A 13,070-nucleotide genomic window follows, 5' to 3' on the forward strand; every position below is an offset into this window, starting at 1 on the left:
CTGATCCGGAAAAACAAGCGAGCGCCTCGGCAGGGGCCTCGCCTTGCCGCGCGAGGGGCGAAAGCACTCTCTTTTGGGTGGCGAACACAGTCTCAAAGCCCTCAAATCAGATTTTTCAATCCACAAGCGGTAGTTCGTTTGACGCCAATTGATTGGTTTGATTTGATTGTGGCCGGGCCTGACGGTTTGTCCCAACGCACAGCGTCAGCCGCCCCTGAGCCTACTTTGTCAAAGCCGCAGGGCGCTTGATGAGATTCTCTTGGTATCCGGGGCTGTAGAAATGAAATTTCGCCCCATATACAGTGAGAGAGAAAAACAGGACGCTTATGGACCCGAAAATCGCAACTTGTTGTTATTGCGGCACCCGCGCAGCTTTGGTGATGGATAAATCCCACCATGAACTGGTTTGCAGCTCGTGCGGCGCACCTTTGCACAATTTGAAACGCATGCGGACCGATGCGGTCGAAGGCCACCCTTATGCGCCGTCTCATATGACTGGCCCTGCGCGACCTGCAACCCACCCGTATGGGGCGGTCGATCATCGCAAACCGCCGAAAGGCGACTATTCGCGCAAGCGCAAAAAATCAAAAAAACGCAAAAGTCTGGGCCGAAAGATCTTCAAGGAGGCGTTTGATTTGATCGAGGATATCTTTGACTAGACGAATGGCCCCTATGCGCCGTGACGTTTCCTCTGGTCAAAATCCGCTCTGCGGGGTATTTGCGCCTTTAATATTCAGGAGGCGACATGGCTGATTACGAGACACCCGGACCGGTTGAAGAAAACTGGAAAGACGCCATTTCTTCGGTCGAAGAAATCATCGATGACGCCCGCAACGGGCGTATGTTCATCCTTGTGGATCACGAAGACCGTGAAAACGAAGGTGATCTTGTGATTCCGGCGCAATGGGCAACGCCCGATGCAATCAACTTTATGGCGCTCTATGGGCGCGGGTTGATTTGCCTTGCCATGACACCGACTCGGGTCGAAGAATTGGGTTTGTCATTAATGTCGACGAACAATTCATCGCGCCACGAAACAGCGTTCACGACCTCGATCGAAGCGCGTGAAGGGGTGACCACGGGCATCTCGGCCGCTGATCGTGCCCGTACTGTGGCAGTTGCTATCGACGCGTCCAAGGGGCAGACCGATATCGCGACGCCGGGCCATGTCTTTCCACTGCGCGCCAAAGCAGGCGGTGTTCTGGTGCGCGCGGGCCATACCGAAGCCGCGGTTGACGTCAGCCGCTTGGCAGGCCTGAACCCCGCTGGTGTGATTTGTGAGATCATGAATGACGACGGCACAATGTCTCGTTTGCCGGAATTGGTGGCCTTTTCGCAGCGCCACGGCATCAAGATAGGCACAATTTCCGACTTGATTTCGTACCGTCGCCGCCATGACAACCTTGTCAAAGTGCGCACCGAAGAAGTCATCCAAAGTGAATTTGGTGGCGATTGGAACATGCGTGTCTACACGGACGAAACCCACGGCGACGAGCACATCGTTCTGACCAAAGGTGACATTTCCGGAGACGATCCGGTTTTGGTGCGCATGCACGCACTCGACCCGATGTTGGACGTTGTTGGCACCGGCCCAAAAGGCCGTGCCCATGAGTTTGAACATGCGATGGCCGAAGTTGCAAAAGAAGGGCGCGGTGTCGTCGTTTTGCTGCGGGATACTTCGATGAAGCTGGATCCGGTGGAGGGCGTATCGCCCAAGACCCTGCGCCAATACGGTTTGGGCGCGCAAATCCTGTCGTCTCTGGGGCTTTCGAAGCTGACATTGCTGACCAATTCCCCGACGCCCAAAATTGTTGGCCTTGACGCCTACGGTTTGGAAATTGTTGGTACGCGTAAGATTTCGGAGCTGGGGTAATGGCATCTTCCATCAATCACCATGTTATGGAGCGGGCAGAATTTGACAGACCTGTCAAAATTCTGATCGTAACATCGCCGTATTACAAAGACATCGCCGATGAACAGGTTGTCGGTGCCAAGGCCGAAATCGAGGCCGCTGGCGGTACATGGGACGTGGCCGAAGTGCCCGGTGCGTTGGAAATTCCAACAGCCATCGGCATTGCGGAACGGATGAGCAATTTCGACGGTTATGTTGCGTTGGGCTGCGTGATCCGCGGCGAAACCACCCACTATGACACCGTGTGTAACGACAGTTCTCGCGCGATCACTTTGTTGGGCTTGCAGGGGCTTTGCATCGGCAACGGCATCTTGACTGTCGAGAATTACGAACAGGCGCGCGTTCGCGCAGAAGTGGCCGAACAAAACAAGGGCGGCGGGGCAGCTGCGGCGGCCTTGCATCTTGTGGCGCTTGCTCGTAAGTGGGGCGGTCCGCGCAAGGGGGTTGGTTTCAAACCGGCCTCTGATGAAATTCAGATCGCGGGCGCTGCCAAAGGACCGAACCTCGCATGACTGAACTATCCGGCAAGATTTCTGGTAACCAGAAACGCAAAATGAAATCCGCATCTCGGTTTTTTGCCGTGCAAGCGCTGTTTCAGATGGAACAGTCTGAACAAGGCTTGGATAAAGTCCGGCAGGAATTCATCGATCATCGCTTTGGCGCAATGGTCGATGATGGTGTTGAAATGCTTGAGGGCGACGTTGTCCTGTTTTCCAGCATTTTGGAAAGCGCGATTAGCTATCAGGCCAAAATTGACCAGATGACAGATCGCGCGTTGGTCGCGAAATGGCCTATCAACCGCATCGACACGACTATGCGGGCGTTGTTCCGCGCCGCCGGTGCGGAACTGCAGTCGCAAGACACCCCGCCTAAAGTTGTGATTTCGGAATTTGTCAGTGTGGCCGAGGCATTTTTTCCTGATGGCAAAGAAACCAAATTTGTGAATGCCGTGCTTGACCATATGGCACGCGAAGCCAAGCCGGAGGCATTCTAAAACACTGCACGTCGCAGAGCCGGTTTTAGCAATTTGGACGTATCTGCCATCGCAGTGACACAGGCCCGGTGCAGTGGTGCACCGGCTAATCGTATCCATGTTCTATCAGTACCGAGCAAGACGATTTGATGAGCGTCAAAAGCTCTTTCTTGCGAAACGGCTTGGTCAAAAAGTCGTTCATGCCCGCCGCAAGACAGGCTTCCACGTCGCTTGGTTGAGCATTTGCAGTCAAAGCGATGATCGTACACGCAGGCCAATCAGCCTTTTTTTCGAACGCGCGTATAACGTGAGTGGCCTCTATCCCACCTAGTTTAGGCATCGACAAGTCCATCAAGATGAGATCGCATCGGCTCGATTTGTAGGCCTCAACCACTTGTTGGCCATTGTTTGCAAAACGCAGGTTTGCCCCGGTCGGTGCAAGTATTTTTTCGACCAATAGCTGGTTGGTCTTATTGTCATCCGCGACAATGATCCTGAGCCCATTCATCATTTGGATCGGCTGGGTTGACAAAGCGTCAGTCCGCGACGCCGATTGGATCGTTTTTTTGTTCCGGAATGATGTAAGCGGGGCCTGTGGCGGACGCGACAAGACTTTGGTGTCCCGTGCAATTTGCAGGTTCAAGTCGATTGAAAAAGTGGAGCCTTGACCCAAAGTAGAGGCCACTGTGATCTTGCCGCCCATGCGCTCAACCAAGGCTTTGGTGATCGCAAGGCCAAGTCCAGTGCCTTCGACCCGTCTCGTGGCCGTGCTATCCACTTGTTCAAAAGCTGAAAAAATGATGTTTTGCTGATCGTCTCCAATGCCCGGACCAGTGTCCGACACCGATATCCGCAAGGGTAGGCATGCGTCACGGCGATAGGACACACCAAGGGCGATATGTCCCCGTTCGGTGAACTTGATCGCATTGCCTAGTAGATTCAGAATGATTTGCCGAATTTTGTGCGCGTCGCCAATAAATGTGTCTGGGATTGTTTCCGGATATTCAGTTCGTAGATCGATGCCTTTGTTGTCCGCTCTGGACCAAAGCAGGGCACCGACGTCTTCGACCTGATCCCGCAGGGAAAATGCCTGATCTTGCAAGGAAATTTTGTCCGCTTGAATCTTTGAAAAATCCAGGACGTCGTTGATTATTTTGAGAAGGGCAGTCGCAGACTTATAAATTGTGTTTGAAAAAAGCGCTTGTTGATCGTCCAGTTCCGTTTCGTTCAACAGTTCAGAGATCCCTAGAATGCCGTTCATCGGGGTTCTGATTTCATGGCTCATATTGGCCAAAAAGCGCTCTTTGGCCTGATTCGCTTCCTCAGCTTTTTCTTTTGCGATCTTGGTCAGCTCAAGCGCCATATCAAGTTCACGTTCGGATGTGACGTCGTTAGACGTGCCGACCAGATGCGTTAAGATGCCAGCATCATTAAAGATGGGCTCCAACGTGGTGTTCAGGTAAATGGTTCTTTGAACATAGGGCAGCGTCACTTCGTAGGTTTGGGTGACCCGCGCCTCCAACACTCTTTTATGTAGTGCAAAGGCATGCTCCCCCACAGCTCCCCCGAATAATTCCAGTGCGGTCTTGCCTTCATATTCTCCGGGCGAAAAACCGGTCAAAGAACGGCCTTTTCTATTCATTAAAGCATACCGAGGCAGGCCATCGTCTCCGACTTCCAGAACAAACAGCGCTTGCCCCACTGCGTCTAAAACAGCTTTCTGGAACGTGGAACCGCCTTGAAACACCAATTCTTCCTGCAAAACTCAAGCGCCCTTGATTGGGTTGCTCTGTGAACACTGACCCTTTTCTAAGGTGTAGGGGTTATCATTTTATGTAGTTGACCGCCCCGGGGGGCTGAATTCAAACCGCGTATCAAGTCGTCTTGCGCGGCTTGCGCTCAGGCACATAGGCTGTTGTTCGCTGAATTAATGGGCCGTGATTACAGATTTGAACCGGTAGCGGCACTGCGGGCTTGTTTTTTGCAATTTTAAATCTATTCTAAAAGCAGAATGCATTGGAGGTCAGGAAAATGCCGGCTTTGGTGAAACTCTATATCCGTCAGGTTGTGGTCGGGTTTGGTTTGGCAGCGTTGTTTGTGGGCATGCTGCTTTGGATGAATGTCGCCAATCTAGGGACTTTGGTGGCCGCGTCGGACATTGGCTTTGTCGCAGTTATCATGCTGTGGGTGTTCAACGGAATCGTTTTTGCTGGCGTTCAGTTTTCAATTGTTATCATGCGGATGGGCAGTGATGGCCCGCGTGGTGGCAAACGTGAACCACGTGTGACTGGCGAACGGGCGCGGGTACATGTGATCGAGCAAAAACCACCTCATATTCTTGGGCGGCGCTAAACGTCTCATTGATAACGCAGTTTGTAACCGGTTCCGCCATGGGACCGGTTTTTTTTGGATTAATGGCCCCATGAGGTGCGACCAACCGACCTATGCGACAAAGGTCCATGGGGAAGGGAATTAGGTGGCGGGAACCGCAGCATCCGTGCGGGCAGTGCATTCCCGGGGACCTGTATGTACAGGTGGGCGCCAGGTAACGAAGCCAGGGCTACGACAGAGCCAGCTCCCGAAGGTTTGCTTAAGGCCACTGGAATGTACCCGTGATACGAGAAGAGCAGAACCCGCCACCGCTTGACATAGGGTACGCAGGCTAAACCGACAAGGGTTCACGGCTCTCGGGGGAAGCAGTTTCACCAGAAAGATGCGCCAAGAGGGACGTTTCGAAGAAATGCTGCCAGCCGCGGGTGCAAACGTCATGGCATTCTAGCGTAGGTGACAGTCCGATATGGGACAAGGTGATGCGCGCGCCGGCACCTTCGGGCAAAATTTGCCAAACAAGCGATGTGCCAATCCATTCGGTGGTATCGGAAAGACCTTCGGCAATCATGTTGGCGTCTGTACAGGTCCAGACATAGGTTCCGTCACGTTCGGAAAACACAAATGTTGCATGGGAATTGCCAAACCGAAGAGTTGCCCCACCGTCGGTTTTTTCAACGCGTGTCGACCACCAATCTTGCATCTGGTTGAAAATTGCAGTTTTGGCACTTTCGGCAGAGGCCGGGGTGTGAATGGTCGCGGTGTAGTCATCGCCCATGGCGTGCAGATTGCCGACAAAGCCATGCCAGCCTTTGTCCAGCGCCAGCACAAGGCCATAACCCTCGCCGCCTTCGGGTAGACCTGAGTGTTCCAAGGTCAACTGTGTGCCGCCGGGGGCAGGGGCCAGCCGCCAATCGACGGTGGACATCATCCCGTTCATCGGAGCGACGGTAAAAGACCACCGCATATGTTGGGTTGGCGTGGCTTTTTCGACCATACCCCAACACATGTTGTCGCCGTCTTTGGCGGAAAGAAGCGTATAGGGATGACCTTCGCGCATGTCCTCTTTGGCGGGATGAAACCATTTTCCCAACAGATCAGCGCGGGTCAAATGTGCCCACACGGTTTCGGGGCTGGCAGGCAAGAAAACGGATTTTTGAATGGTCAGAGTCATTGGTTTTCCTCGGAATTGGATAAAACGTCATGCAGGTTGGTCAAATGGGTGTCCCAGAAGGCTTCGAAATAGCTCAGCCAATCCACCACAGGTTTCAGGGCATCGGGATTGAGGCTGCTGAGCGTTTCACGGCCCGCGCGGCGCATGTGGATCAGGTTGCCTTGTTGCAAAACAACGAGATGCTTTTTGACGGCAGCGCGGGTCATATCACATTGCGCAGTGACTTCCGCCAAGGTCATTTCGCGGGCGCTTAACCGCCTTAAAATGTCGCGGCGGGTCGGGTCAGATAGGGCGCGAAAGGCGGGTTGCAGATCAAGGGCGGCGCTCATATTGGCTCCTAAATAGGGTTCCATTTGGTATCCTATTTATGGAAACCTTTTGGTATCCTGTCAAGGGGGCCGAGATTGCCCGGCCTATTGCTTGTCTTCGGTGCTCAAGCGGTAGGTTTGAATTTGTTCGGGCAACAGTATGTAAATTTCGCTGGCCGGGGTCGCCAAGGCATGCCGCATAATCAAGGGATCAACGCCCATGTCATTGAGATAGCTCATGACTTCGCCTTGACCGCGCTGAATATCTTCGATGGCGACAAAGGCGGGCAGATAGGTGTTTTTGTCAAAGTCATGTTGATGCACACCGACGGAGGCCGTCGGGTCCACCAACCGCGCCGCGCCACCTGCAAAAAGATAGGGGCAGGCGGAATAACAGATCTCGCCGCTTAGAATGCGGGTGTTGATTCCCGAAGTGCGCAAATGGCGCCCCAGTTCCAATGCATCATGTACCGAGCCGCCGGGGCTTTGCACAATCAGGTCTTGTACGGGTGGGTCGGCTTGGACAATTTGGGTGATGATACGCGGTGCATCGTCCGGGCTGATGGCCCCTTCGAGCCGGTATTGGCTGTCTTCAAAGGTTAGTGTCAGCCGGTCGGGAAGGGTGCCGGGCGCACGCGCTGGCCGCACCTGCGGTGCATCCCGGTCAGGGCGGTAGATGCGGCGCTGATCGCCGGGGCGCACCGGTTGGTTCAGGCGGGGGGCATCGGGGGTGAAACGCGGGAGGCTAAGGGAGCTGCCCTTGATGTCCCCCATAACCAAAAGGGCACCGATCCCAAGTTGAAAGACGAAAATGCCCATCATTGCCCTTGCGGCAGAACGGGGTTTCATACTGTGTCCTTCGTGTCGCTTTCGCCAGCAGCAGGGGCAGCCTGCTCCTGTTCTGCATTCAATACGCCTTCGACATCTCGCAGCGCTGTGACAGCGGCACGCAATTCTGCAAGGGTTAGTGTGTCTTCGACCCCCGCACCTTCGCGGCCGGACCGGATGGCGCTTTGGGTGACGGCAAGGATAAAGACCAACACAGCCGGCAGTAGATCAATGGCAATCGCACCGGCCCATGACGGGATGAAATTTCCGGCATACAAAATGACTGCATCCGCTGCCGAGAGCGGGGCATAGGTGACATTCAGGGGAGGTGTCAGGGCTTGGACCGACTGAGCGGCCTTTTCCAAAGTGGCGGCGCGTGAGGCCAAAACATCCAAAACCGATGTGATGGTCGCCGCTTGGTCACTACGGGTTGCGGCGGTTTTGCCATCCAGTTCCGGCAGGACCACTGAGGCGGCCAAATCCTGGGCGGCACGTTCAACAAGGGTGGCAACAGAGAGCTGGCGCAGTTGCGTGATGAGTCCTTGCAAGCGCACGGCGGCCTCTGAAAACTCGACGGATCGGACTTCGACGCTGCCCGGTTCGACGGTTAAGGCTCGCATGCGTGACAAGATCGTATTGCCTTCAAAAAATGCGGTTTCAACCAGCGGAGTTTGGGCCGCGATCTGATTTTCCAATGCGGCCAGTTCTGCGGATTTTTGCCGCAACACGCGAAAGACTGCTCCGCGTCCCGCAAGGCCGGACAATGTGCCTTCGGCTTCTTGTTCGGACAGATCATCAAACCCTTGACGAGTGCGGGACACATCACGCTCCAAAGCCTGTGCAGACAGTGCAATTTCATGCGCTCGTTCAAGCGAGGATTGGTAATCTTGAACCGTTTCCGCCAGATGCTGTTCAACGGCCGCCGATCCGGCCAAGGCTGCGGCGTTGAGCCAAGACGACATGGCTACAATGGCCAAACTCCCAAGGGCCATTGCGGCCAACAGCCCCGTGCGTGCACGAGCGGTGCGCACTGCCGGAAAGAGTCGCATCAGATAGGACCAAAAGACAAAAATCCCGACCGAAACGGCCACGGAATAGGCAATCGCCGCAAAGACTGACATGGCACCGTTTTCATCCAACAAGGATGAGACGCCGAGATAGGTGTAGATCCCCGACGCAACAGCCAAAACGCCAAGGGCCGTGCCCGAGAATGATTCAAGCCACGTGAGATGCCCTTCAAGTTCGCGCGCATAGCGCACACCGCGTGCCTCGGCGCGGCTAAGATGCTTGTCTGTCATGGCTGGTTCCTTCCTCACTTGGCGTGACTGTAGCGCTGCAATGCGGGTTTGAAAGCAGGCTTGCGTTTGTTCACGTATTGTTCATAAATGTGAGCATGGAATTGCCCGAAACAGACAAATTGACCGATATGATGCCGGGGCAGATTTTGGCCCGCGGTGTCAGCCGCCACCTTGCAAGCCATGGTTTTGCAACGATCGAAGAATTTGTACCCAGCCGCGGCCTGCGCGTTGACGTCATGGCACTGGGGGCAAAAGGCGAATTGTGGGTGGTGGAATGCAAATCCAGCCGCGCCGATTTTATGGGCGATGGCAAATGGCAAGGTTATCTGGAATGGTGCGATCGGTATTTTTGGGCGGTCGATCAGGATTTTCCGGTCGAGCTGCTGCCTGATGGGACCGGATTGATCATTGCAGACGGGTATGATGCCGAAATTGTCCGGATGGGTCCGGAATCAAAGCTGCCGGGGGCACGCCGCACCAAACTAGTGCGCAGCTTCGCCTTCCATGCGGCGCGCAGGCTGCAATGCCTGCGAGACCCGCGGCTGTCGGGTTTGCTGAACACGGACTAGCGCAGCGTGGTCTGGGATACAAATCGTGAAGTTACTTTTTTACGTCTCGGGCTGTTGTCAAAGCAGAGCGCAATTCTTCAATGATTTCTTCGACCTCTTCGGGCTCGAAATCCATCGGAATTTCCAGATCACCGGCAAAAACATAGACACGGACCATACCTTGATCGGTTGGGCCGATTTGTAGATTTGCTTCGATCTCACGTTCGGTGTTGATACCCATTGGGGCGCCCCTTGTGTTTGTGACGTCGTAGGAAGCCATTGGCGTACTGCCAAGTAGTAGGAGTTGCAAGTATCCTGAGCGTAGTGCGGGGCCGGCGGACCAACAAAGAGCATCAAGGTTGGACTGGATAAGCCCCTTCGAAGCGAAGGCAAATCCATCATATGAAAATTCTCTTAGATTCGGTCTTGCAATCGTGATGCGGTCTAGGTATTTCACCGCCAGTGCCGCCTTAGCTCAGTTGGTTAGAGCGCCTGATTGTGGATCAGGAGGTCCTTGGTTCGAGACCAAGAGGTGGTACCATTATCTCCCCGCAAGTCACCGACTAATCGGAAATTCCAGTTATGTGGACCTCTGTGACCCCTTTGTCTTAGGTCCGGCTACCCTTTGGTGTTTGGGGCAGGCCTCAACCGCAGTCTCCATTTGGCGGCGATGGGCGAGCGATGCAAACCGGCACGAAAAGCAGTTGGCCGTCGTGCCTTTTTTTCACACACAAACCTCTTCGTCAGCCTGAATGGTTTCTTATGTTGCTCCAATATTCGGCAGCCCGATCAAACTCAGCCGCGTAAAAATCCCTGTCTTTTGCGTCGGAAGGCATGCCTTCCAGGAATCCAACCTTTCGCGCGCAATCGAAAAAACCGGGTGCCGGCAATCCGCCTCTCGCCCTGCTTACAACGAGTGCGGCGATCAAGGGTTGAGTGGCAGAGGCGTCCTCCTCGGTCAGACGCTCCAAAGCCTCAGTGAGCTGGTGGATCGTATTCGGGGGCGAAAGGTTCAAGGCTTTTGCCAAAACCTGATAGGTGACAGGGAGCGCTGTTCTGGGGAGTTCGCAAAGATGCACCCGAACGCGCCGCGCCAGATCATTTGCAGCATTGGTGTTTCCGGTTGATCCAACATGTTTCAAATAATTGCTCCCAATTTGTGTTACCCTGCGATGCCCAACCGATTTGGTCAAACGGGTTCAAAGACAGGCCCGGTGGGGAGGCGCATATTTGCAGGTTTTGTAGAAAGTCGTGCCAGAAACGCTGATGTCCCACGCAGGTCTTAATAGCCTGTAGGATCGGTTTGCTTGGAAAATCATCATCCTTGGTTGTGTTTGCCTGCCAATAGATGCCTAATATGGAATGAGTCTTTGCTAAAAGCAGTCAAAGGAGAGGTCATGACCGATATCGCAAAAATGATAGCCGACTTACAGCAAACCCGTGACGAACTGCGGGTGCAATTGCATCTCGGCTCCAAGGAAGCCGAAGAAGAATGGCATGAATTAACCAGCGAATGGGACAAATTCCTTTCGCGGACCCAATTTGATAAAAGCGCAGAAGAAGTTGGAGAAGCCGCCAAAGAGGTGGGCCTGAAAATGAAGGCGGCTTATGATCGCATGAAAAAAGCTTAACCTTACTAGAAGACCAGGTTGAAAATGGTCTTAGGTGTCTGGCGTCTGGCCTGAACTTTAAGGGATTGTTCCAGTGCAGGTTCAAGCAAAAAAGCGGAGACGCAGGCACCTGAAACTGTGGGCACCGCGTCAGTAACAACGGGAGAAAGATAGGATTTATGGCCACCAAAGCTGAACTTGAATCCGAGCTGGCCGACCTGAAACGGCAGTTGGCGGAAAGACCTGTCGTGGTCGCGGAACCCGAAGGTGACAGCGTTGTAGAAGATGCTGTAAACGACAATCCGGAAACGGATCCTGATTCAAAGCCCGTAGATTGTGAAACCGAAATTACAGATCTGATCGCGCAGCTGGATGACATATCCCACAAAAAGCCGCTGTTGCTGGCACTTGGCGCGCTCACAGTCGGCTATCTGCTTGGCCGTTCGAAATAGGATACAGACATGAGCCGCATTTCCCGAAATATCTCAATTATCATCCGGTCCGAGCGACTGATCGCGCAGCGTCATTTGGCAGTGCTGCGGCAACAAACCATCATGATCGCGGCCGCCGGAATCGCCGCGGGCGTCGGTCTGATTATGTTGAATGTGTCTGCCTATCTGGCTTTGTCAGACATTGTTTCGCAATCCGCCGCAGCACTGATCGTCGCGGTGGTGAATGTTGTCCTGGCCGGAATCCTGATCGCGGTTGCAGGGAAATCCAATGTCGAGCAGGAGACCGCACCGGTTGCCGAAGTGCGCGACATGGCGCTGGAAGACCTTGAGGCCGAAATTCTGTCGGCTGCCGCTGAAGCTAAGGCTGCAACAGATGCGCTGCGCCAAATGGCGAAAAATCCACTTGGAACCATTGCACCGGGCTTGGCAGGAACAGTTGTGAGCGCCGTGGTCAAAAACCTCAAAAACTAGGCGTCACGCATCCCTAGTTTGAGCCGCGCAAAAGATCCTGATCCGGACTGTTTTTTAGCTCCACAGTCTGGGTAGGATAGGCGAGTGTTGCGCCAAACTGCCTGGAAATTTCCAGAATTTTGAGTGTCAGGCGCTCATCAATATCCAGATAGTTTTGATAGTCGGCATTTAGCGTGCGGGCATAGAACATGATCGAGATTGCGCTGTTGGACAGGCCCTCGACATTGACATATTGGGGTGCCCCATCGGACAAATCAAAGTCGCCACTGCTTTGAAGGTGGTCTTTTAACGCAGCCAACACGTCGCGAATTTGTTCGGCCGAGCAGGATAGAACAAAGCCAATGCTTCTTTTGACCCGCCGGTTGCGCAGCTGGGAATAATTGAGCACCACGGCATTGGACAAATCTGAATTTGGAATATAGCGCGGGATCTGATCAAAGCCGCGCAATATGGTTGATCGCAGGTCAACCTGCTCAACGACACCAATAAAGTTGCCTTCGATTTCGATGACATCACCGGCGGCAAACCGCTTCTCGCTTTGGTTGTTCATGCCCGCAACCAGATTGCGGATCAAATCTTGGGCGGCAATTGCGACGCCGGCCCCCAATACGCCAACGCCTGTCATCGCCCCGCTGATGTCGACGTGCCAAATCTTGAGCAAGGCCGCGATGCCAAAGAGAATGACCCCAAAACGCGCCGCACTTTTCATCCAGGTCGTTTCAATTTTGATGCCCAATCGTTTGCTACCACCAAGCAGCGAAACCATTGGTCCGCACAAATTGTACCATCCCGAAAAAACAGCGATCAGCGCAATGGATGCCAAAACCCGACGGACAAATCCGTCGGCGAAATCAGGCAAGGAAACCAATTCGATCGCCACATAGGCCGCGCCTACAACCAGTAGAATGGACACAGTGTTTTTTAGGTCAATGCGCGCATTTTCGGGCAATCCGCCTGTAAGGCCCGAAATCATTTTGTTCAGACCGCTGATCACCATCCCCGCCAGAGCCTTGCGCACTGAAAACACCGCCAAAACAACAAGGGTCGCCAAAATTACATCTTCACGGTCGGCAAAAGAGAACCACGTCTCTAGTCGGGAGATAATGCCGTTCCATGTGTTGTCGTCGGTCATTCGGATAGTTCCTGAAATTTGGTGAACGTCGAAAGA

At 53.9% G+C, this 13,070-nt stretch carries 16 protein-coding genes and 1 tRNA gene; 10 read left to right on the forward strand and 7 right to left on the reverse strand.

Going from position 1 to position 13,070, the window contains the following annotated elements; all coding sequences use genetic code 11:
• The first annotated feature begins 326 nt into the window (after positions 1-326).
• The 4 genes from C8N36_RS16095 (at position 327) to nusB (ending at position 2,906) form a co-directional block, all read left to right on the forward strand.
• Positions 327-659: a hypothetical protein gene (locus C8N36_RS16095; protein WP_097805940.1), complete on the forward strand. Its 333-nt coding sequence runs from the start codon at positions 327-329 to the stop codon at positions 657-659.
• 86 nt (positions 660-745) lie between these two features.
• Positions 746-1,873, forward strand: a complete 1,128-nt coding sequence (gene ribB, locus C8N36_RS16100; protein ID WP_097805939.1) for a 3,4-dihydroxy-2-butanone-4-phosphate synthase — start codon at positions 746-748, stop codon at positions 1,871-1,873.
• A complete protein-coding gene (locus C8N36_RS16105) occupies positions 1,873-2,424 on the forward strand; it encodes a 6,7-dimethyl-8-ribityllumazine synthase (RefSeq protein WP_097805938.1) in 552 nt (183 codons plus the stop codon). The genes ribB and C8N36_RS16105 overlap by 1 nt, the downstream gene beginning before the upstream one ends.
• The gene (gene nusB, locus C8N36_RS16110) at positions 2,421-2,906 is read left to right on the forward strand and encodes a transcription antitermination factor NusB (RefSeq protein WP_097805937.1); all 486 of its coding nucleotides are present in this window, start codon (positions 2,421-2,423) and stop codon (positions 2,904-2,906) included. The genes C8N36_RS16105 and nusB overlap by 4 nt, the downstream gene beginning before the upstream one ends.
• Before the next feature lie 85 nt (positions 2,907-2,991).
• Here the strand turns inward: nusB and C8N36_RS16115 are convergent, their stop codons facing one another.
• The gene (locus C8N36_RS16115) at positions 2,992-4,632 is read right to left on the reverse strand and encodes an ATP-binding protein (protein ID WP_245910873.1); all 1,641 of its coding nucleotides are present in this window, start codon (positions 4,630-4,632) and stop codon (positions 2,992-2,994) included.
• Between the two features lie 284 nt (positions 4,633-4,916).
• Here C8N36_RS16115 and C8N36_RS16120 point away from each other — a divergent pair, with 284 nt between their 5' ends.
• Positions 4,917-5,237: a hypothetical protein gene (locus tag C8N36_RS16120; protein ID WP_097805936.1), complete on the forward strand. Its 321-nt coding sequence runs from the start codon at positions 4,917-4,919 to the stop codon at positions 5,235-5,237.
• 310 nt (positions 5,238-5,547) lie between these two features.
• Here C8N36_RS16120 and C8N36_RS16125 read toward each other — a convergent pair whose 3' ends face one another.
• Genes C8N36_RS16125 through C8N36_RS16140 form a run of 4 tightly spaced genes read right to left on the reverse strand, consistent with a single transcriptional unit; the run spans position 5,548 to position 8,821 of the window.
• Positions 5,548-6,387 carry an SRPBCC family protein gene (locus tag C8N36_RS16125; RefSeq protein ID WP_097805935.1) on the reverse strand — a complete coding sequence of 280 codons (840 nt, stop codon included), beginning with the start codon at positions 6,385-6,387 and terminating at the stop codon, positions 5,548-5,550.
• Positions 6,384-6,740 (reverse strand): ArsR/SmtB family transcription factor, encoded by a 357-nt coding sequence (locus tag C8N36_RS16130; protein WP_245910892.1) that lies wholly within the window; start codon positions 6,738-6,740, stop codon positions 6,384-6,386. Before C8N36_RS16130 ends, C8N36_RS16125 begins: the two co-directional genes overlap by 4 nt.
• Before the next feature lie 60 nt (positions 6,741-6,800).
• Positions 6,801-7,544: a COG3904 family protein gene (locus C8N36_RS16135; RefSeq protein WP_097805934.1), complete on the reverse strand. Its 744-nt coding sequence runs from the start codon at positions 7,542-7,544 to the stop codon at positions 6,801-6,803.
• On the reverse strand, positions 7,541-8,821 hold the full coding sequence (locus C8N36_RS16140) for a hypothetical protein (RefSeq protein ID WP_245910894.1): 1,281 nt from the start codon (positions 8,819-8,821) through the stop codon (positions 7,541-7,543). Before C8N36_RS16140 ends, C8N36_RS16135 begins: the two co-directional genes overlap by 4 nt.
• Before the next feature lie 95 nt (positions 8,822-8,916).
• Between C8N36_RS16140 and C8N36_RS16145 the strand changes: the two genes are divergently transcribed.
• Positions 8,917-9,390: an MmcB family DNA repair protein gene (locus C8N36_RS16145; protein WP_245910896.1), complete on the forward strand. Its 474-nt coding sequence runs from the start codon at positions 8,917-8,919 to the stop codon at positions 9,388-9,390.
• A 31-nt stretch (positions 9,391-9,421) separates the two neighbouring features.
• On the opposite strand, the gene C8N36_RS16150 is transcribed toward C8N36_RS16145, so the two are convergent.
• Positions 9,422-9,610, reverse strand: coding sequence for a DUF6324 family protein (locus C8N36_RS16150; protein WP_097805969.1), 189 nt, complete (start codon positions 9,608-9,610; stop codon positions 9,422-9,424).
• A 223-nt stretch (positions 9,611-9,833) separates the two neighbouring features.
• On the opposite strand from C8N36_RS16150, the gene C8N36_RS16155 reads away from it, so the two are divergent.
• The 4 genes from C8N36_RS16155 to C8N36_RS16175 all read left to right on the forward strand — a co-directional run bounded on the left by C8N36_RS16155 (position 9,834) and on the right by C8N36_RS16175 (position 11,902).
• Positions 9,834-9,910, forward strand: a tRNA-His gene (locus C8N36_RS16155).
• Positions 9,911-10,766: 856 nt separating this feature from the next.
• Positions 10,767-11,000 carry a hypothetical protein gene (locus C8N36_RS16165; RefSeq protein WP_097805933.1) on the forward strand — a complete coding sequence of 78 codons (234 nt, stop codon included), beginning with the start codon at positions 10,767-10,769 and terminating at the stop codon, positions 10,998-11,000.
• A gap of 158 nt (positions 11,001-11,158) precedes the next feature.
• Complete coding sequence (locus C8N36_RS16170; protein WP_097805932.1) at positions 11,159-11,431, forward strand: hypothetical protein; 273 nt, start codon at positions 11,159-11,161, stop codon at positions 11,429-11,431.
• 9 nt (positions 11,432-11,440) lie between these two features.
• Positions 11,441-11,902: a phage holin family protein gene (locus C8N36_RS16175; RefSeq protein ID WP_097805931.1), complete on the forward strand. Its 462-nt coding sequence runs from the start codon at positions 11,441-11,443 to the stop codon at positions 11,900-11,902.
• A 13-nt stretch (positions 11,903-11,915) separates the two neighbouring features.
• Here the strand turns inward: C8N36_RS16175 and C8N36_RS16180 are convergent, their stop codons facing one another.
• The gene (locus C8N36_RS16180; RefSeq protein WP_097805930.1) at positions 11,916-13,034 is read right to left on the reverse strand and encodes a mechanosensitive ion channel family protein; all 1,119 of its coding nucleotides are present in this window, start codon (positions 13,032-13,034) and stop codon (positions 11,916-11,918) included.
• Positions 13,035-13,070 lie beyond the last annotated feature (36 nt).

The organism is Pelagimonas varians, assembly GCF_003208435.1.
Lineage (GTDB): Bacteria > Pseudomonadota > Alphaproteobacteria > Rhodobacterales > Rhodobacteraceae > Pelagimonas > Pelagimonas varians.